The sequence below is a fragment of the Roseovarius litorisediminis genome (genome assembly GCF_900172295.1).
GTDB classification, from domain to species: domain Bacteria; phylum Pseudomonadota; class Alphaproteobacteria; order Rhodobacterales; family Rhodobacteraceae; genus Roseovarius; species Roseovarius litorisediminis.
In genome coordinates this window covers 19,341-38,595 of the sequence record NZ_FWFL01000007.1, presented here as the reverse complement: position 1 = coordinate 38,595, position 19,255 = coordinate 19,341, and the positions used below count along the sequence as shown (strand labels likewise).

At 59.6% G+C, this 19,255-nt stretch carries 15 protein-coding genes; 10 read left to right on the top strand and 5 right to left on the bottom strand.

Annotated features, from left to right (window positions below; genetic code table 11):
• Positions 1–149 precede the first annotated feature (149 nt).
• The 4 genes from PEL8287_RS13680 (at position 150) to PEL8287_RS13665 (ending at position 4,211) form a co-directional block, all read left to right on the top strand.
• Positions 150–2,297, top strand: a complete 2,148-nt coding sequence (locus PEL8287_RS13680; RefSeq protein WP_085892995.1) for a malate synthase G — start codon at positions 150–152, stop codon at positions 2,295–2,297.
• 75 nt (positions 2,298–2,372) lie between these two features.
• The gene (locus PEL8287_RS13675) at positions 2,373–2,798 is read left to right on the top strand and encodes a GlcG/HbpS family heme-binding protein (protein WP_085892994.1); all 426 of its coding nucleotides are present in this window, start codon (positions 2,373–2,375) and stop codon (positions 2,796–2,798) included.
• Between the two features lie 142 nt (positions 2,799–2,940).
• A complete protein-coding gene (locus PEL8287_RS13670; protein WP_085892993.1) occupies positions 2,941–3,717 on the top strand; it encodes a gamma-glutamyl-gamma-aminobutyrate hydrolase family protein in 777 nt (258 codons plus the stop codon).
• 68 nt (positions 3,718–3,785) lie between these two features.
• A complete protein-coding gene (locus tag PEL8287_RS13665) occupies positions 3,786–4,211 on the top strand; it encodes a c-type cytochrome (protein ID WP_085892992.1) in 426 nt (141 codons plus the stop codon).
• A gap of 92 nt (positions 4,212–4,303) precedes the next feature.
• Here the strand turns inward: PEL8287_RS13665 and PEL8287_RS13660 are convergent, their stop codons facing one another.
• The 4 genes from PEL8287_RS13660 to PEL8287_RS13645 all read right to left on the bottom strand — a co-directional run bounded on the left by PEL8287_RS13660 (position 4,304) and on the right by PEL8287_RS13645 (position 10,463).
• Positions 4,304–7,522, bottom strand: a complete 3,219-nt coding sequence (locus PEL8287_RS13660) for a Hint domain-containing protein (protein WP_085892991.1) — start codon at positions 7,520–7,522, stop codon at positions 4,304–4,306.
• 239 nt (positions 7,523–7,761) lie between these two features.
• On the bottom strand, positions 7,762–8,955 hold the full coding sequence (kynU, locus tag PEL8287_RS13655) for a kynureninase (protein ID WP_085892990.1): 1,194 nt from the start codon (positions 8,953–8,955) through the stop codon (positions 7,762–7,764).
• Complete coding sequence (locus PEL8287_RS13650; RefSeq protein WP_085892989.1) at positions 8,952–9,317, bottom strand: MmcQ/YjbR family DNA-binding protein; 366 nt, start codon at positions 9,315–9,317, stop codon at positions 8,952–8,954. Before PEL8287_RS13650 ends, kynU begins: the two co-directional genes overlap by 4 nt.
• 393 nt (positions 9,318–9,710) lie before the next feature.
• The gene (locus tag PEL8287_RS13645; RefSeq protein WP_085892988.1) at positions 9,711–10,463 is read right to left on the bottom strand and encodes an SDR family NAD(P)-dependent oxidoreductase; all 753 of its coding nucleotides are present in this window, start codon (positions 10,461–10,463) and stop codon (positions 9,711–9,713) included.
• Positions 10,464–10,571: 108 nt separating this feature from the next.
• Between PEL8287_RS13645 and PEL8287_RS13640 the strand changes: the two genes are divergently transcribed.
• The 4 genes from PEL8287_RS13640 (at position 10,572) to PEL8287_RS13625 (ending at position 15,653) form a co-directional block, all read left to right on the top strand.
• Complete coding sequence (locus PEL8287_RS13640) at positions 10,572–11,021, top strand: methyltransferase family protein (protein WP_235862304.1); 450 nt, start codon at positions 10,572–10,574, stop codon at positions 11,019–11,021.
• A 125-nt stretch (positions 11,022–11,146) separates the two neighbouring features.
• Positions 11,147–12,718: a Re/Si-specific NAD(P)(+) transhydrogenase subunit alpha gene (locus tag PEL8287_RS13635; RefSeq protein WP_085892987.1), complete on the top strand. Its 1,572-nt coding sequence runs from the start codon at positions 11,147–11,149 to the stop codon at positions 12,716–12,718.
• 12 nt (positions 12,719–12,730) lie between these two features.
• Positions 12,731–14,164 carry an NAD(P)(+) transhydrogenase (Re/Si-specific) subunit beta gene (locus PEL8287_RS13630; protein WP_085892986.1) on the top strand — a complete coding sequence of 478 codons (1,434 nt, stop codon included), beginning with the start codon at positions 12,731–12,733 and terminating at the stop codon, positions 14,162–14,164.
• A 208-nt stretch (positions 14,165–14,372) separates the two neighbouring features.
• The gene (locus tag PEL8287_RS13625) at positions 14,373–15,653 is read left to right on the top strand and encodes a DUF3422 family protein (protein WP_085892985.1); all 1,281 of its coding nucleotides are present in this window, start codon (positions 14,373–14,375) and stop codon (positions 15,651–15,653) included.
• Between the two features lie 68 nt (positions 15,654–15,721).
• On the opposite strand, the gene glyA is transcribed toward PEL8287_RS13625, so the two are convergent.
• Positions 15,722–17,038, bottom strand: coding sequence for a serine hydroxymethyltransferase (gene glyA, locus PEL8287_RS13620; protein WP_085892984.1), 1,317 nt, complete (start codon positions 17,036–17,038; stop codon positions 15,722–15,724).
• A gap of 102 nt (positions 17,039–17,140) precedes the next feature.
• Here glyA and PEL8287_RS13615 point away from each other — a divergent pair, with 102 nt between their 5' ends.
• Together PEL8287_RS13615 and ribB are read left to right on the top strand one after the other, a co-directional pair.
• Positions 17,141–18,022: a LysR family transcriptional regulator gene (locus PEL8287_RS13615; protein ID WP_085892983.1), complete on the top strand. Its 882-nt coding sequence runs from the start codon at positions 17,141–17,143 to the stop codon at positions 18,020–18,022.
• 80 nt (positions 18,023–18,102) lie between these two features.
• Positions 18,103–19,254 (top strand): 3,4-dihydroxy-2-butanone-4-phosphate synthase, encoded by a 1,152-nt coding sequence (ribB, locus tag PEL8287_RS13610; protein WP_085892982.1) that lies wholly within the window; start codon positions 18,103–18,105, stop codon positions 19,252–19,254.
• Position 19,255: the final 1 nt, after the last annotated feature.

Here is a 19,255-nt window from a genome sequence, read left to right as displayed (position 1 = left end):
CACACATCCATGATTTGCTTTTTCAGGTTTTTTGAAACAGCTTCGATAATGATTGGTAAGTTAATATTACCACGCTGTTGCCGATAGGAAACTTTCAGCGTAAGACAGAACCGGAAACTGATCAAAGCAGGGATTTAGAGGGGTATCAAATGGGTCAGATGCAGGAACGTCACGGGTTGCAGGTGGCACCCGAACTGGTGGCTTTCATCGAAAACGAGGCACTGACTGGCACCGGTGTGAGTACGGATCAATTCTGGGCCGGCCTATCCGAGCTTATCGACGGCATGGGCCCCGAGAACCGCGCATTGCTGGCCAAGCGGGACGATCTCCAGTCGAAAATAGATGCCTGGCATATCGCCCATCGCGACCAGCCGCATGACCACGCCGCTTATACCGCCTTTCTGCAAGAGATCGAATATCTGCTGCCTGAAGGTGGCGATTTCCAGATTGAAACCACAAACGTTGACCCCGAGATTGCATTGGTTCCCGGCCCGCAGCTTGTGGTGCCGATTACCAATGCGCGGTACGCGCTGAACGCCGCCAACGCCCGTTGGGGCAGTCTTTATGACGGGTTCTATGGCACCGATGCCATGGGCAGCGCCCCACCTGCAGGTGGATATGACAAGGGTCGTGGTGCCCGTGTTGTCGCCCGCGCACGGGTGTTTCTGGACGAGGCATTTCCGCTGGAGGGCACAAGTCACGCCGACGCGCGGCGTTATCACGTGCATGACGGCGCTTTGCTGGTGGATGACCTGCCGCTGGTCGATCCATCGAAATTCGTGGGCTATCGCGGCAACCCCAAAGCGCCAGATGCGGTGCTGCTGGTCAACAATGGCCTGCACGTCGAACTGATCTTTGACCGCGCCCATCCCATTGGCAGTCGCGATCAGGCCGGTCTGGCCGATGTCCAGCTGGAAAGCGCGGTTTCCGCGATCATGGATTGTGAAGATTCCGTCGCCTGCGTGGATGCCGAGGACAAGGTACAGGCCTATTCCAACTGGCTGGGTCTGATGAAAGGTGATCTCGAGGCCCGTCTGGACAAAGCCGGCAAGACCGTCACACGCCGCCTGAACGACGACCGGGCATATACCGCACCTGACGGCTCGATCATTACACGCAAGGGCCGTGCGCTGCTGTGGATCCGTAATGTCGGGCACCTGATGACCAACCCAGCGGTTCTGGACAGCGACGGCAACGAAGCCTTCGAAGGTCTGCTTGATGCGATGATAACGGTGATGATCGCCAAACACGACCTTGCCCGCGACGGCGGCAACTCACTGCACGGGTCGATCTATGTGGTGAAACCCAAGATGCACGGCCCCGAAGAAGTGGCCTTTACCGACCGCATCTTTACCCATGTGGAAAAGACTTTGGGATTGCCTGCCAACACCGTCAAGATCGGCATCATGGACGAAGAGCGCCGTACCTCGGTGAACCTCAAGGAATGTATCCGCGCCGCCAGATCGCGAGTGGCCTTCATCAACACAGGATTCCTTGACCGCACCGGCGACGAAATTCACACCTCGATGGAGGCCGGCCCGTTCAGCCGCAAGGATTTCATCAAGCGTAAGGCCTGGATCGGCGCCTATGAAAACCTGAACGTTGATATCGGTCTGGAATGTGGCTTGTCCGGCAAAGCGCAGATCGGCAAGGGCATGTGGGCGATGCCCGATCTGATGGCGGCGATGCTGGAACAGAAAATCGAACATCCCAAGGCCGGGGCCAACTGTGCCTGGGTGCCCAGCCCCACGGCAGCCACCCTGCATGCGCTGCACTATCACAAGATCAATGTCTTTGCCGTTCAAGCGAAACTCAAGGCCGGTGGTCGCCGGGCGCATATTGATACCTTGCTGGATATCCCGCTGGCGACCTACCGCAAATGGACAGCCGAACAGATCACCCGCGAGGTTGAAAACAACGCGCAGGGCATCCTGGGTTATGTGGTCCGCTGGGTTGATCAGGGGGTGGGCTGTTCCAAAGTGCCCGACATCAACAATGTCGGCCTGATGGAAGATCGCGCAACCTGCCGGATATCCAGTCAGGCGCTGGCGAACTGGCTGCACCATGATGTGGTCAACGCCCAGGAGGTGATGATGGCCCTGCGCAAGATGGCGGTTGTGGTTGATGACCAGAACGCCGGTGATCCGGCCTATCATCCGATGGCACCGGGGTATGACGGGATCGCGTTCCAGGCAGCCTGCGACCTGGTTTTCAAGGGGCGGGAGCAGCCTTCGGGGTATACCGAGCCGGTTCTGCACGCGCGGCGTCTGGAACTGAAGGCCAGCCAGCGCACCTGAGGATATGGCAGGGGCGAGGGGGCTGACCCCCTCGGACTCTCCCAGGATAATAAAGCAAGAAGAAAGGGTTGAAGATTGGGAATTTCTTTGCGCCGGGCGCGCACGATCATTCGCAAGGCACTGGAAAAAGGCCGTGATATGGGGCTGAAGCCTCTGTCGGTTGTGGTGCTGGACGCCGGCGGGCATGTGCAGGCGTTTGAGCGCGAGAATGGCGCAGCCCCCGGCCGGTTCGCAATAGCGCATGGCAAGGCTTACGGCGCTGTGATGCTGGGCATGGCGGGCACGGCGCAGATGGCGCGGGCCGAACAGCAGGCCTATTTCATGGCGGCGGTGAATGGCGTCTACGGCGGTCAGGTGATCCCGGTGCCCGGCGGTGTTCTGCTGCGCGATAAAAAGGGTGCTGTAATTGGTGCCGTTGGCGTGACCGGCGATAGTTCGGACAACGACGCAATTGCCGCGATGGCCGGGATCGAGGCCGCTGGACTGACGGGCGAAATCTGACTTTCGCGTGCGGGGCGCTGCCTCAGGGCAACCGGTTTTGCGCTTTGTGCGTCGGTGAACAACCGTCTGCGCTATGTCAGGTGTTGCCCGTCTGTGCGGGCGCGGCTACCGTTGCACGAGGATTCAGTAACGAGAGCTTGAAATGACTCGTCCAAGGGTTGGTATTATTGGCAACAGCTATGAGCTGAACGACCGCTATCCGGTGCATGCCGGTGGCACGATGAATTCCGAAGCCGTGGCCGACGTGGCTGGTTGCATGCCGCTGCTGATCCCGTCCGATCCGCGCTATCTGACGGTTGATGAACTGCTTGAAACCTTTGACGGGTTCCTGCTGACCGGTGGACGGCCCAATGTGCATCCCGAAGAATACGGGCACGCGCCGACCGAGGCGCATGGTACCTTTGACCGCTGCCGTGATGCGATTACCTTGCCGCTGGTGCGGGCCTGCGTGGAACGCGGTCAGCCCTTTATGGGCATCTGTCGTGGCTTTCAGGAGGTGAACGTGGCCCTGGGCGGAACGCTGCATCCTGAAATCCGCGATTTGCCGGGGCGGGACAACCACCGCATGCCCCCTGACGGTACGCTTGAGGAACAGTTTGCCCTGCGCCACATGGTAAACTTCCGGCAAGGCGGCGTGTTTCACCGGCTGATGGGGGCCTCGCAGGTGATGACCAACACGCTGCACGGGCAGGGTATTGAAAAACCCGGTCATAATGTGGTGGTTGACGGGCATGCGCCCGACGGAACACCCGAGGCGATTTATATCGAAGGGGCACGGGGCTTTACGCTGTCGGTACAATGGCATCCGGAATGGAATGCGGCCAATGATCCGGTCAGTCGCCCCCTGTTTACGGCTTTTGGCGATGCAGCCAGGGCCTGGGCGACGGGGCAGGGGAAACCGGCGCTGAAATCTGCATAACGGTTATTGACCTTCCCCAAGGTGGAACCTGCAGGAAGACCCTGAAACAGATTTTCAGGATATGTGGCATGTCAAGAAACAAGGTTATGATGATCGCGCTGACCGGCGCGATGGTGATAGGGTGGATAAGCTGGCGCGCAGGTGCCCCACCCCCGAACGGCGATTCAACCGAGGGCAAGACGATCGTGTCGGTCACCTTGCCAGCGTTGACCGGGGCCGCCGCCGAAGGTGCGGATATCTTCAAAAGCAAATGTGCCACCTGTCACGGCGCAAATGCCGGCGGTGTCGACGGCAAAGGCCCACCTCTGGTGCATAAGTATTACGAACCGGGACATCATGGCGACATGGCCTTTGTTCTGGCGGCACGTCAGGGGGTGCGTCGCCATCATTGGAATTTCGGCGATATGCCTGCGGTGGCTGGCGTCACCGATGCAGATATCGCCGCGATCATTGCCTATGTGCGTCAGGTTCAAAAGGCCAATGGGATATTCTGACACCAAACCCCAGGGGCATTCCTGAAAAATCCGCCGGCTGGCCCCATCCGTCAATGTTTGCGGGCCCTCGTAGTCAGGCGGGGCAGGTCGGGTCAGGCGGCGTTCTGGCCCGTGTCGTCATCATCAAGCAAAAGCTTTGCCTCGTACTTTTTCAGACAGGTTCGGGCGGTTTCGCGATGGCGGCCCGGGGCGCTGCGCAATTCGGGGAATATCGCGAAAAGCTCGTCACGGGCGGGTTGGGAAATTGCGGAAAGGCCAGTGTCGCCTGCGTGGAAGCTTTCGGTGGCCACCCCTTCGGCATAAATAATCTCGTGGTGGTCGAACATGATGTGGAAATAAGTCACCTCATCCTGCTCGCGGATCTGCACATCGCGCCCGTCGACCAAATGCTTGGCGGCGACAAGTACTTCGGTTTGACCAAACAGCAGTTCGGCACGATATCCGGTGAACAGAATCCGGTGCTGCGGCGACACCAGCAGCGGATTGCGTGCGCCATCCAGCGCGTTGCAATTCACTGCGATCGGGGCAAATTTACCGCGCCCGGCAACCCTGCGCTTGCCGATCCAGCGAATGGGGCGCAGCCCATGATCGCGGGTGATAACCATATCACCCAGTTTAAGGGTCTCAATCGGGCGTTCGCCGAATTGCGTCAGGATCTGAGTGCCGGGTGTAAAGCAGATGATGTTCTCGATTTCTGAAAAAGTGACAACCGTGCCATCGGCCATCGAGAAATTCCCCGACAGGCCGCCTGCAGTGTCGTCAGTGTTGGTGAAAGTGATGTCTGCATATGTGACGTCCGGCGTCAGTTGCAGCGTGTCGCCCGCGGTTTCATTTCCTTCGCCGCCGACGATGTCGATCGTGCCAGCGCCTGCTTCACCCAGATCCTGCAGGGTAAAGTAATCATCCCCGTCACCGCCGGTGGCCGAGTCACCCCGTGCCACAAAGATTGAATCGTCGCCGGTGCCGCCCAGAATGGTATCAGCCCCGGTGCCGCCGATCAGTGTATCGTTGCCTTCCGCGCCACTGATCAAATCGTTGCCAGCGCCGCCATCAATCGAGTCCCCGAAGTTGTCGGCAACCGGAACTTTATAATCGGCATCCAGACGGTTTGCCGCCAGGAATGTGTCATCAACACTGACACTATCCAGTGAGATCGACTCGATGGGTTTACTGGTCAGCAGGAGGTTGTCGGCGTTGTTGCTGAGTTCTGGCGCCAAATAGAATTCGCCAGTGGTAGTCTGGAAGGTGACCGCAGTGAAGGTGCCGGTGGTTCCGTCTGTAAAGGTGACCGTGGCGTCGTACACCGTTGCCGAATCCAGCATGAACGTGGTGCCATTGATGACAATCGTCTCAGGCGTCAGTCCATTATCGTTGTCACCAAGGTTGGTATCCGCATTTGTGTCATTGGAAACTGCGGTCTGTAAGTTGTTGTAAAGCTCGGATCCCGGGCCGCCATAGGTGCCAAACAGGTCAGCGGCATTGTCGGTAACGCCGTTGGTCTCGATCGGATCAGCGTCGGCAAAAGTGCCCAGGCTGATGACAGTAAAGGTATTGCCAATGACACCGGTGCCACCAATGCCGGTTCCGGCGCCCGGCGCCGTGCCGCCATCCAGCGTATCGTTTCCATCGCCGCCGGTGATCGTATCCGACCCTTGTCCGCCATAGACCAGGTCGTCGCCGGCACCGGCATCGATTGTATCGCTGCCCAGACCCGCCTCAACCGTATCGTCCCCTGCGCCCGCAACAATCGAGTCGTCATTCGATCCATCGGAGTGGTCGCTGTTGTCGATCAGGTCACCTTCAAGATCACCCACATAAGTCCCGTCAATCAGGTCGTTACCCGAAGTGCCTTCGACGACAAAATTGATGCCCGTTGCGTCGCGAAAATCAAGATCACTGGTAAGCGGAGTGGCGCCGGCGCCATCGGGCGCTGTGTCACCATCGGTGTCGGCCAGGGTGAAATTGCCCGATCCGTCGATATCGGCATCGTTGGCGTCAAAGCCCACCACATCGTCGACCACGTCCTTAATGCCATCGCCATCGGCATCGCCCGAGGCATCAATGATGGCCTGGGTGACGCCATGACCGGCCTCATCCACGTCCAGAATGCCGTCATTATCACTGTCGGTATCCAGGTAATCCGCCGTGCCGTCGCCGTCGGTGTCAACCGGGGTCAGCCCGCCGGTTTCATAGGCATCATCCAGCCCGTCCCCATTGCTGTCAGTTCCCGTGGGGGCAACATAACCGGCGGTAGACTGTGCTTCGACATTGTCGGTGATGCCGTCGTTATCGCTGTCAAGATCAAGGTGGTCGGCAATGCCGTCCCCATCGCTGTCTTGCGTGGTTAAAGTTTCACTAACGTTGAATGTCTGGGAAAAAGTAGCGGGAAATCCGGGGTTTGGACCGGAATCTATGACAACAACGCCATCAACGGCTACGGTGTAGCTTGCGGGATTGATACCGCCCAGCCCATCCCCAAAATCATCCAGAACAGTGAAGGTATAGTCACCCAGCCCGGCGACCGGCACATCGGTGATCTTTACGGTTGAATCAATTGCGTCGTCACTGGCAATCAGGTTGCCATCGGGGTCGCGCAATTCCCACCGCGTGTTGTCGCTGGCAGCGGCCGACCATTCGTCGCCATCAAAGGTGATGGTGATGGTGCTGGGGGTTGAGGTGCCGTGTCCCTCGTCAGTATCAAGAATCCCGTCGCCGTCGTCGTCAAGGTCGTCCGCGTCCAGAACGCCGTCGCCGTCTGTATCGATGTCTGGAATGTCAAAAGTCAGATCGCTGATGCCAGACCCACCGGTTTGCGTCCCGTCGGGTCCGGGTTCATAGGTCAGGTTCAGTTCCGAAACCGGACCGGCCAGATCAAGCGTCACGTTGTTTGCGATTGTCCCGGCAGAGTCGATTGTTACCGATCCATCGGGATTGGTGGTTACGTTTTCATCGACCAGCCCGCTGAGGCCCGCAATAACATCGGCGGCCGGGATCAGGACGCCGTTTTCGTCATAGGCGTAGATCGTCCAGCTGTCGTCAAAGGTTGACGCACCATCGTCATTCAGATGTTCGATCGAGAATGACAGGTTTTCGACAGGGTTGGAAAACTGGTAGTTGGCAGTGACCGGCGCGGTAACGAAGGCGGCGCCGAAATCCGAAACACCCGTGCCTCCTGCCGTTGCATCCCATGCATTGGCGGTAAAGGTGCCGGTGACGGTCGTGGTTTTTCCGCCTTCCGATATAACGGTACTGCCCCCGGTCGCGGTGCCGCCCGTGCCCGAAAGCCATATCGCGTTGTCAAGAATTGCCACTCGATAACTCCAGATTTTACACTGCAGGCAGTTCCACCTGCGTCACTATTTATTTACGCGTTATGCGAAAGACAGATTGCTCTGCCCGTGGCTGATCCTGCACAACAAAGGTTAGGAATCACTTTCACATTCCGAATATGTTATGCGTAGGATATGGCTGAAAATCGAGAGATTTTAGGTGAATTTTCGATAGTTTGCGGCAGTATTGGGACACTTACCCCCGTTTGGTTGTATTGGCGTCAGGTAACCCCAACCTGGGTGCGAAAAATGGCGTTGTCCCAAACTCTTTCGGCCATGATCCTGGCCAATACAGATGCCGCATCGGTAATATCCTCTTCGCACAGATAGAGCGGAGTAAATCCAAACCGTATGATATCCGGGGCCCGGAAATCGCCGATCACGCCGTGGGCAATTGCTGCCTGCACCACCGCAAAACCCTGCTCATATCGGAATGACACCTGACTGCCGCGCTGGTTCGGGTCGCGGGGGCTGGCCAGTTCCAGCATCGGGCAGGTGGCCTCGACTTTTTCGATGAACAGCTCGCTCAATGTGATCGACCTGGCCCGCAGCGCTGCCATATCCACGCTGTCCCAGATATCAAGCGCTGCCTCAAGTGCAGCCATGGCCAGCACCGGCGGGGTGCCCACGCGCATCCGCTCGATCCCTGCGCCGGGGCGGTAATTTTGCTCAAACGCAAAGGGCGCGACATGGCCAAGCCATCCTGACAGGGCTGCGCGGGCAACATCCGCATGGCACGGGGCCACATAGATGAACGCAGGCGCCCCCGGCCCGCCATTGAGGTATTTATAGGTGCATCCGACCGCAAAATCGGCCCCGGTGCCTGCAACGTCGACCTCGATCGCGCCCGCGCTGTGGGCCAGATCCCAGATGACCAGCGTCCCCGCTGCATGGGCCCTGGCCGTCAGGTCTGCCATGTCGTGTAACCGACCTGTGCGGTAATCCACCTGCGTCAGCAAGATTACCGCCACCTCATCAGTTATCGCGTCGGCCAGGTCCTCGGGCGGCACGACACGTAGCTCATGCCCCCGCCCAAATGCCCGGATCAGCCCCTCGGCCATATACAGGTCCGAGGGGAAATTGCCGCTGTCTGACAAGATCACCCGCCTGTCAGGCCGCATTTCCAATGCTGCTGCCAGCGCCTGATACACTTTGATTGACAGGGTATCCCCCAGCACCACATGCCCCGGCTCGGCGCCGATCAGCCGGCCGATCCGGTCGCCCAGCCGGGTAGGCTGCGCCATCCATCCGGCGTGGTTCCAGCCGGATATCAGCATCTCTCCCCATTCGTCCTGCATCACCTGCGTCATCCGGGCAGTGGCGGCCCGGGGCAGGGGGCCCAGAGAATTGCCGTCAAGGTAAATCACCCCATCGGGCAGCTGAAACAGGGATCTGGTGGCGGTAAAATCGGTCATTGCAAAGCTGCAAGGCCCAATTCCGTGCGTCTCTTCTTCGACAGGTTGGCTGCGGCCATGTGATAGGACATCACCAGATGCTCTTTCAAAGTGTTATCGGACAGGCCCGGCCGGTCGTAAACCTGCAGCCACTTCAACCCGCGAGATGCCAGATAGGGTGCCGGACGCACGCCCGGTTGATCCTGCAACACCTCAAAGGCGATCTCGGACGCCTTGAAGGTAAAAGCATCTTTTCCGTCATTCCAGCCGCAGATGGCAAACACCTTGCCGCCTACTTTCCAGACATCCGCATTGCCCCACTGTACCACGTGGGTTGTGGCCTTAAGGGACTGGCAAAATGTATTGAATTCATCTCGGGTCATGGCATTTTCACGGGGCTGGCAAAAGGGTGTAGCCCTATCTTAAGTCAAACGAAGCAGCGACACTATCCGTTTGGTTGCACCGCGATGATCTTTGCCCACTTTCCTCTCTCGCCGGGGATCGGACTCTGTTTTCAGGCCGGGCCAAGACAATGGCCCCAAGGTTTTTTCGCATCGCTTTTTATCGTGGTTGTGCCTTGGGGACCGAGGTGGAAAAGTCGCCTCTGGCAACTCGCTGGGCGACATTGGTAACCTGCTGCACGGTGCGGTTGACCGCGGTGTCGCGGACCGGGTCGTTCAGATGGTTGTCGGCATGGTGATGAAAAAGAGGCGTGGTTGAATTTCGGCTTGCTCTGTCGTGCCCTGTCCCGGCGCCGGCAGTGTAAATCAGGCTCCCTAGAACTGCCCGCCAGCTATTTCGATCGCCTGGCCGTTTATGCTTTGCGATCCTGGGCCACACAGCCATAAAACCGCCTGCGCTACCTCGTCTGGTTCAATCAGGCGTTTGTGTCGGTTGGCCTCGACCATCATCGCGCGGGCTGCCTCGTCGGACACGCCGGCGCGTTCTTTGATCGAGGTTACATTACGGGTGATGATGTCTGTATCGACATAGCCGGGGCAAATGGCATTAAAGGTCAGGGGCTGGCCCAGATAATCCTCGCTCAGCGCCCGGATCAGGCCGATCATACCGTGTTTGCTGGCGCTATAGGCTGCGGCGCCCTTCAACCCTTTCAGTCCCGCAATCGACGATATCGCAATCACCCGGCCCCAATCGGTCTGGCGCATGCTGCCCAGACATTCGCGGATAGTAAAGAATGCCCCATCCAGATTGGTCGACATGATCTTTCGCCAGAACTCTGCGTCAGTCTTGTGCAGGGCGCGCCCCTCGGCAATGCCCGCGTTGGGGATGCAGATCTGGACCGGTCCGCGCGCGCTGACCGCAGCTGCCACGCCTTCGATCACCGAGCCCTCATCGCTTACATCCATGGCCAACGCGTGCAGGCTGTTCCCCGCCACACTTTCCAGCACCTCCAGCCGCCGCCCGGTGATTGTCACCTGCGCCCCGGCCGTCGCCAGCGCGCGGGCAATCGCCAGCCCGATGCCGGTGCCTCCGCCTGTGACCAATGCGTGTTTGCCATTGAGTGTCATGAAACCGCCTCCTGCTGTGGCCACCCTACTTTATTGCCCGCATGTGGCAAGTCGCGCCGTTTCCACCCAACGTCACAGCGCTTATGTTCTGCAAAAAAGGGTGACGCTTTGAAATGGATTGATCTACCTCCCGTCTGGCTTCTGGCGTTTCTGGTCCTCGCCTGGGTGCAGACCACCTGGTATCCCATGGGCTTGTCGTTTGGTGGGGTCTGGGCTGATTTTCTGGGCGGCTTGCTGGTCGGCGGGGGGCTGGTCCTGATGGCGATGGCCTTTGCCGAGTTTCGCCGCCACCGCACCACCGTCATTCCGCACCGCGATGCGGACCGGCTGATCCAGTCGGGTATATTCAAGCACAGCCGCAACCCGATCTACCTGGGTGATGCACTGGTTCTGGCGGGGCTGATTCTGCGGTGGGATGCGGTTTTGGCGCTGCCACTGATTCCCGTTTTTGTCTGGACGATCGAAAAGCGGTTCATTCTTGGCGAAGAAGACCGGCTTCGACGTAAATTTCGGGCCGATTTTGCCCGATATTGCCAGAAAACGCGACGTTGGGTGTAATAGATGGGACAAACTGGCTGTCGCATCTTTCCTGACCTTGTGAAATAACGACACTTGAACATAAAAGACCGACGGCCGCTGCGAACCGGCCTTGCAGGATCACGTTGCCATAGGGGGACAGGACATTGAAGATAGGAACGCCCAAAGAAATCTTTGAGGGTGAGGCCCGGGTGGCGATGACGCCAGACTCGGCCCTGCAATTACAGAAACTGGGGTATGACTGTGTGATCGAAACCGGTGCCGGGGCGCTGGCCGGGTTTTCCGATGCCAGTTACAAAGACGCGGGCGTCGAGGTTGTGAAAACCGCCGCCGCGCTTTGGAAAGCCGCGGACATCGTTGCCAAGGTGCGCCAGCCCGAAGCGGTCGAACTCAAGCGCCTGACTGAAGGCAAGACACTGATCTCGTTCTTCAACCCGGCGGCCAACGAGGCCGGGATGGAAGCCGCCAAAAAAACCGGCGCCAACGTGATTGCCATGGAAATGGTGCCGCGGATCAGCCGGGCGCAGAAAATGGACGCGCTCAGTTCGATGGCCAATATCGCGGGCTACCGCGCGGTAATCGAGGCGGGCAACAACTTTGGCCGGTTCTTTACCGGCCAGATCACGGCGGCGGGCAAGGTTCCGCCGGCCAAGGTTCTGGTCGTCGGGGCTGGTGTGGCTGGCCTTGCGGCAATCGGCACGTCGACGTCGCTGGGGGCGATCACATATGCCTTCGACGTGCGCCCCGAAGTGGCCGAGCAGGTCGAATCCATGGGCGCCGAATTTGTCTATCTGGATTTTGAAGAGGAACAGCAGGATGGCGCGGCCACCGGCGGCTATGCCTCTGTGTCCAGTCCTGAATTCCGCGAGGCGCAGCTTGCCAAATTCCGCGAACTGGCACCCGAGGTCGATATCGTCATCACCACCGCGCTCATTCCCAACCGCGAAGCGCCCGAGCTCTGGACCGAGGATATGGTTGCGGCGATGAAGCCCGGCTCGGTTATTGTCGATCTGGCGGCGGAAAAGGGTGGCAACTGCAAACTGACCGTGCCGGACGAAAAGATCGTCACCAAAAACGGCGTCACCATCATCGGTTATACCGATTTCCCCAGCCGGATGGCAACGCAGGCCTCGACGCTTTATGCGACCAACATCCGCCACATGATGACCGATCTGACCCCGGAAAAGGACGGCCAGATCAATCACGACATGGAGGATGACGTCATTCGCGGTGCTACCGTGACCTTCAATCACGAGATCACCTTCCCGCCGCCACCGCCAAAAGTGCAGGCGATTGCGGCCAAGCCGAAAGAAACCGCGCCGGTCCAGACGGCCGAAGAAAAACGCGCCGCCGAGGTGGCCGCGTTCAAGGCGCAGACCCGCAATCAGGTAACGCTTCTGGCTGTTGGCGGGGCGCTGTTGCTGGGTGTTGGGCTGGTGGCCCCGGCCAGCTTCATGCAGCATTTCATCGTGTTTGTGCTGGCGGTCTTTGTCGGTTTCCAGGTGATCTGGAATGTCTCGCACAGCCTGCACACGCCGCTGATGGCGGTCACGAATGCAATCTCGTCGATCATCATTCTGGGCGCGCTGATGCAGATCGGATCGGGCTCGTTCCTGGTGATCCTGCTGGCGGCGCTATCGATATTCATGGCCGGGATCAACATCTTTGGGGGTTTCATGGTGACACGGCGCATGCTTGCCATGTTCCAAAAATCGTAAGGGGCAGATATTATGGATTATGGTTTTACAACAGCCGCTTACGTGGTCGCAGCTATCCTTTTCATCTTCAGCCTAGGTGGCCTGTCCGGGCAGGAAAGCGCCAAGCGCGCGGTCTGGTACGGCATTGTCGGCATGGCGCTGGCGGTGGCGGCAACGCTGGTTGGCCCCGGGTCGGGCCTGTGGCTTTTGTCTGTCCTGCTGATCGCAGGCGGCGGCACCATCGGCTATATCGTGGCCCAACGGGTGCAGATGACCGAGATGCCACAACTGGTGGCGGCGATGCACAGCCTTGTCGGTCTGGCCGCCGTTTTCGTGGGCTTCAACGCGCATATCGAGCTGAACAATGTGCTGGCCATGGACCACACAGCGCGCGAAGCGCTCGACGGTTTTGCCGCGCTTCTGGCGCACAAGACGCCGGTCGAGCAGTCGATCCTGCGGGTCGAGGTGTTTCTGGGCATCTTCATCGGGGCCGTGACATTCACCGGCTCGATCATCGCCTATGGCAAACTGGCAGGTAAGGTTGACACGACGGCGAAAAAGCTGCCCGGCGGCCATGTCCTGAACGCAGGTGCGGCGGCGCTCTCGGTGCTCTGTCTGATCTGGTACTTCAACACCGGTGGCTTCCTGCCGCTGTTCCTGATGACGCTGGCGGCGCTGTTTATCGGCTATCACCTGATCATGGGCATCGGCGGCGCCGATATGCCGGTGGTGGTGTCGATGCTCAACAGCTATTCCGGCTGGGCAGCGGCGGCGATCGGGTTCAGCCTTGGCAACGACCTTTTGATCGTTGTGGGTGCGCTTGTTGGCTCGTCCGGTGCGATCCTGTCGTACATCATGTGCAAGGCGATGAACCGTTCGTTCATCAGCGTCATTCTGGGCGGCTTTGGTGGCCCCGCGGGTGAACAGATGGCGGTAGAAGGCGAGCAGATCGCGATTGATGTCGACGGCGTTGCGGCGGCTTTGAATGAGGCCGACAGCATCATCATCATCCCCGGCTACGGCATGGCGGTGGCACAGGCGCAGCAGGCGGTCAGCGAACTGACCAGCAAATTGCGCGCCAAAGGCAAGAACGTGCGTTTTGCCATCCACCCGGTGGCGGGCCGTCTGCCCGGCCACATGAATGTGCTTCTGGCCGAGGCGCGCGTGCCTTATGACATCGTGATGGAAATGGACGAGATCAACGAGGATTTCCCCGACACCGATGTGGCGATTGTCATCGGCTCCAACGACATCGTGAACCCGGCTGCACAGGATGATCCCAACAGCCCCATCGCCGGCATGCCGGTACTGGAATGCTGGAAGGCGAAACAGGTGTTTGTCAGCAAACGCGGTCAGGGCACCGGCTATTCCGGTATCGAGAACCCGCTGTTTTACAAGGAAAACACCCGCATGTTCTATGGCGACGCCAAGGACAGCATCAACAGCCTGCTGCCCAAGATCGACTGAGGCACTGCGCAGATCATTGAAAAGGGCGTCCTGCACAGGGCGCCCTTTTCAAATGAACAGAGGGTCTTTGGGCGTTTTTGCAGCGACTAAGCCGAAGACAGGTTATTGTATGCCGCTGTGTGCCGCTAAGTTGTTGGTGTGACATAATAATCTGTTCCAATCGTGGGGGCAAGACATTAGGGTGCCTGCAACCTTCAGGAACACAGATATGCCGCCGATAAATGATAACCCCCTGCGCTATCAACTGGCCAATGAGTTGCACGCGCGCCCTTTTCCGTCGTTGGGTCCATCCTGTACGGCGGTCTTTCTGGCGATCAAGCAACCGCACGATGCGGCCAAGCGCGACCGCGATGCTGATCTGGCACACCTGACCGCGTTGTTGGATCGTTACGGTGCTGCTCATCCTCAGCCCGGCGCGACGCATTATTCCGGCAAGATCGGGCGGCATGTGCTGAAATGGGAAAGCCATACCGAATTTGTGACCTATACCGTCTTTACCGAAGGCGTCAGCACCCGGCCTTTTGATCCCGCAGATTTCGAAGTCTTTCCGGATGACTGGCTGGCCGACGCGCCCGGCCAGCGGATAACCTCGGCACTCGTGCGGGTTTCTCCCTGGGTCAGCAAGGACAAGACCCGCACCGAGATCAACGACTGGTTTGTGGCCGAAAGCGTGGCTGTGGCCCGTGTGCTGGATGATGCCGCGGTGATTGCAGGCGATTTCCGAATTGATCCGGCTGGGCATCTGCGGTTTTCCGTCACCGTGGCGCCAGAGACGGGTGAGCGCCGTATCGGCCGTATCGTCCAGCGCCTGTGCGAGATCGAGACCTACAAGGCGATGTCGATGCTGGGCTTTGCCCGCGTGCGTGACATGGGTGTGCAGATGGGGCAGACCGACGGCCACCTCAGTGGGCTGATCGGCGAAATGACGGGGGGGCATCAGCCAGCCGAGGAAACCCTGCAGGATCTGTTGAAAGTTTCAGCCGAGCTTGAGGCGATGGTGGCACAATCGTCGTTTCGTTTCGGGGCCACGGCGGCTTATTCTAAAATTGTGAACCAGCGCATCGACGTGCTGCGTGAAGAGCGCTTTGAAGGGCGGCAAACGTTTTCGGAATTCATGATGCGTCGTTACGAGCCTGCGATGCGCACGGTGTTGTCGTCGCAGGAACGTCTGGCCGCGATGGCAGACCGGGCAAGGCGTGCCGGAGAGCTATTGCGCACCCGTGTCGACGTGGAACGCAGTGCGCAAAACCAGGCATTGTTGGAAAGCATGGACCGCCGCGCCGATCTGCAACTGCGCCTGCAACGCACGGTCGAGGGGCTGTCGGTTGTCGCGATCAGCTATTACGCGGTATCGCTGTCGGGCTACCTGCTTTATCCGCTGACGGATGTGCTGGGGATCAGCAAAGGCATGATCATTGCTGCGGTGACCCTGCCGGTGGTGCTGACGGTCTGGTGGATGATCCGGCGTATTCACAAGAAAATGCACTGATACAGGCTGTTCATCGTGCCCTTGCGTACACGCTTTTTCGGGGCGGCACGCAAGGGAAGGTCATGCGCCTAGTTCACAAAGTGCAACTGGTCGAACTCCTGCCGCCACGCCGACACCTCGGGCATCATCGCGCTTGGGTCATTGCTGCGCAGCGCACCGGAAATCAACCCGGCCATGCGCGGTGCAGCCGCCACCGTCATGCCCCACCGCACCAGTTCCGGCGTGCCGATGCGCAGCCCGTTCATGTCGCCCTCGACCGGATCAATCGGCAGCCCGATCCCGCAGGCCAGAAACCCGGCCTGCCGCAGCTTTTTCGATGCTGCCTGACCGCCGCCAAAGCCGGCGGCCTTTACCGCAAACTGATGCGATCCGGTATAACCATCGGCGCCTTCAAACACCGGCAATCCTTCGTCTGCCAGCGCCTTGGCCAGGGCTTGAGACACGGCGATCATCTGCGCGGCGTAGGCCTGACCATGCGTGCGCCAATCCAGCATGGTCACCGCAAGTGCCGCCGATTTCGCGGCGTCGAAATTCGCCGTCATGCCCGGAAAGGCAATCGCATCCAGTCTTTCAGCCATTTCCGCATCGTCGGTGACAATCAGCCCGCCCGCCGGGCCGCCAAGCGATTTGTAGGTGCTCATGGTCATCAGATGGGCACCTTCTTTCAATGGATTGCGCCAGGCGCGCCCGGCGATGATCCCGCATTGATGGGCCGCATCAAACAGCACTTTCGCGCCTACCTCGTCGGCAATGTCCCGCACCTCGCGTACCGGATGCTCAAACAGGTTCAGACTGGCCCCGACGGTGATCAGTTTGGGCCGCTCTTTGCGCGCCAGATCAGCCAGGGCGTCCACGTCCACCGTATAGCCATCAGCGTTCACCGGCGCCTCAACTGTACGCAGGCCGTAGAGCCCGGCACAACCCGCCATATGATGCGTTACATGTCCGCCCACCGATGCGGGCGGCGCGATGATCGTATCGCCCGGTTTGCAGGTCGCCATGAAGCCGTAAAGGTTGGCAATCGCCCCCGAGGGCACGCGGATCTCGGCATAGGCGGCATCAAATATTTCGGCGCTCAGCTCGGCGGCGATCACCTCGATCTCTTCGATCGCTTCCAGACCCATCTCATACTTGTCTCCGGGATAGCCCAGCGACGGGCGTGATCCCATACCACTGGCCAGAAACGCCTCGGCACGCGGGTTCATCACGTTGGTGGCCGGGTTCAGGTTGAAACACTCGCGCTCGTGAATTTCGCGGTTTTTTTCGGCCAGACCTTCAAGTCGGCTCAGAATCTCGTCCCTTGTCTGGCTGGCGGTGCGGGTGGCAATGGATTGGACAAGGGTTTCGCAGTTTTCCGGCACCCAGGAACGGTGGTTAAGGGTCATCTCAAATCTCCATGGCATGTGTTGTCGTTACTCTGCTGCGATCTGCTGGACGGCGCAAACCAGAATATGTAAAAATCAGCTTAGAAAAACTAAGGCTAACAAATGTCCGTCTCTCCGCCGCGTCCCAAAGGCCCTCCGCTTAACGCCCTGCGCGCGTTCGAGGCCGCTGCCCGTCTGGGTGGCTTTGCCAATGCCGCAGATGAACTCTGCGTGACCCCTGGTGCCGTTTCGCAGCATATCAAGGCACTGGAAGAGTGGATTGGCGCCGACCTTTTCGAGCGGCGCTCACAAGGCGTGCGCCTGACCAGCTTTGGCTCCAGGGTTGCGCCGGGCTTTGCCGCAGCCTTTGACGCCATGGGAGGGGCGGTGCATGGCATGCGATCGGCCGCCCGCCAGAAGACGCTTCATATTGCAGCCCTGCCATCGGTGGCGCAGCTTTGGCTTTCGCCCCGCCTGCCGCTTGTACGCGCCCGATTGCCACAGCTTTCTCTGTCGGTCTCGGCTATCGAATCTCCTCCCAATCTGGCGCGCGAACTCTTTGATCTCAGTCTCTTTATCCGTCCCCCCACCGGTGCGGCCCACGAATTAATTCTGGCGCAGGATGCCATATTCCCTGTCTGCACACCGGACATCGCCGCGCGGTTGGGTGAACCGCAGGATTTGCTGAATGAAACCTTGCTGCACGACGCGCTCTGGCCCGGGGACTGGGCCGCCTGGGCCGCCAGCGCCATGCCCGGTCATTCTGCCCCTGACCGTGGCCCCCGCTTTTCGCTCTACAGTATCGCAGTGGAAGAGGCGCGCCATGGTGCGGGCGTTCTGATGGGGCATCAATGCCTTGTGCAATCGGCGCTGGACAGCGGCGCATTGGTGGCCCCGTTTGTCCAAAAGGTGCTGACGGGCAAAGCGCTGGTGCTGGAACACGCGGGCTTTGCTGGGGCCCGCGACGCTCTGGCCCCGGTTATTGCCCTGCTGAAACAAGGCTGAATCTGCGGCTTTCCCCTCTGGCCTTCGCGGTCTGCCTGCGGTATCCGGGCCGGGCTGCATTACGCTAAGGGGGCAATCCCATGTCCGATACCGTACCGTTCGAAAAACCAGGTCCAGTTGAGGCCAACCTGAAAAGCGCCATCGCCTCGACCGAGGAAATCATCGCCGAGGCGCGCGCTGGCCGGATGTATATCCTTGTTGATCACGAGGATCGCGAGAATGAGGGCGATCTGGTGATCCCGGCCGAATTCGCTGATGCGGCAGCCATTAATTTCATGGCCACCTATGGCCGCGGCCTGATCTGCCTGCCGATGACGTCGGAACGGATCGAGCATCTGGGCCTGCCGATGATGGCTGTCAATAACTCGTCGCGGCACGAGACCGCTTTCACTGTCTCGATAGAGGCCCGAGAAGGCGTCAGCACTGGCATTTCCGCCGCCGACCGCGCGCTGACCGTCGCCACAGCGATCAATGACAAGGTCGGGCCTGCCGACATCGCCACGCCAGGCCATGTCTTTCCGCTGCGCGCACGCACCGGCGGCGTTCTGATCCGCGCGGGCCATACCGAGGCCGCGGTGGATATTTCCCGGCTTGCGGGTCTGCATCCCTCGGGTGTGATCTGCGAGATCATGAAAGACGACGGCACCATGGCGCGTCTGCCCGACCTGATCGAATTCGGGCAGCAGCACGGGTTGAAAATCGGCACGATCAGCGACCTGATTGCCTATCGCCACAAGCACGACAACCTGGTGCGCGAGATGCGCCGCGAGACCGTGCACTCCAGCCATGGGGGCGCCTGGGAGATGCGGATTTTCGCAGATCAGATCAGCGGCACCGAACATGTGGTTCTGACCAAGGGCGACATCAGCGACGGCCAGCCGGTTCTGGCGCGCACCCATGCGCTTAATGCTCTGGAGGATGTGCTGGGTATCGGTTTGTCAAAAACCGCCAAAGGCCCCACCGGCAAGCTGCCCCGCGCGATGGAGATCATCGCGTCCGAGGGGCGCGGTGCTGTCTTCCTGTTCCGCCAGCCGCGTCCGAAACTGTCCGGCGAGATGGAGGATGACGACACCCCACGCACGATCAAACAGACCGGTCTGGGCGCGCAGATCATGCAGACCATGGGCCTGCAGGACCTGATCCTTCTGACCGACAGCCCCGATACGCGTTATCTGGGGCTGGATGCCTATGGTATCTCGATCACCGGCACCCGCCCTCTGAACAAAGGTTGAT

Coding starts and splice junctions, on each gene's coding strand:
- PEL8287_RS13680 (WP_085892995.1), top strand. CDS start 150: ATGGGTCAGATGCAGGAACGTCACGGGTTGCAGGTGGCACCCGAACTG.
- PEL8287_RS13670 (WP_085892993.1), top strand. CDS start 2,941: ATGACTCGTCCAAGGGTTGGTATTATTGGCAACAGCTATGAGCTGAAC.
- PEL8287_RS13665 (WP_085892992.1), top strand. CDS start 3,786: ATGTCAAGAAACAAGGTTATGATGATCGCGCTGACCGGCGCGATGGTG.
- kynU (WP_085892990.1), bottom strand. CDS start 8,955: ATGACCGATTTTACCGCCACCAGATCCCTGTTTCAGCTGCCCGATGGG.
- PEL8287_RS13650 (WP_085892989.1), bottom strand. CDS start 9,317: ATGACCCGAGATGAATTCAATACATTTTGCCAGTCCCTTAAGGCCACA.
- PEL8287_RS13645 (WP_085892988.1), bottom strand. CDS start 10,463: ATGACACTCAATGGCAAACACGCATTGGTCACAGGCGGAGGCACCGGC.
- PEL8287_RS13630 (WP_085892986.1), top strand. CDS start 12,731: ATGGATTATGGTTTTACAACAGCCGCTTACGTGGTCGCAGCTATCCTT.
- PEL8287_RS13625 (WP_085892985.1), top strand. CDS start 14,373: ATGCCGCCGATAAATGATAACCCCCTGCGCTATCAACTGGCCAATGAG.
- glyA (WP_085892984.1), bottom strand. CDS start 17,038: ATGACCCTTAACCACCGTTCCTGGGTGCCGGAAAACTGCGAAACCCTT.
- PEL8287_RS13615 (WP_085892983.1), top strand. CDS start 17,141: ATGTCCGTCTCTCCGCCGCGTCCCAAAGGCCCTCCGCTTAACGCCCTG.
- ribB (WP_085892982.1), top strand. CDS start 18,103: ATGTCCGATACCGTACCGTTCGAAAAACCAGGTCCAGTTGAGGCCAAC.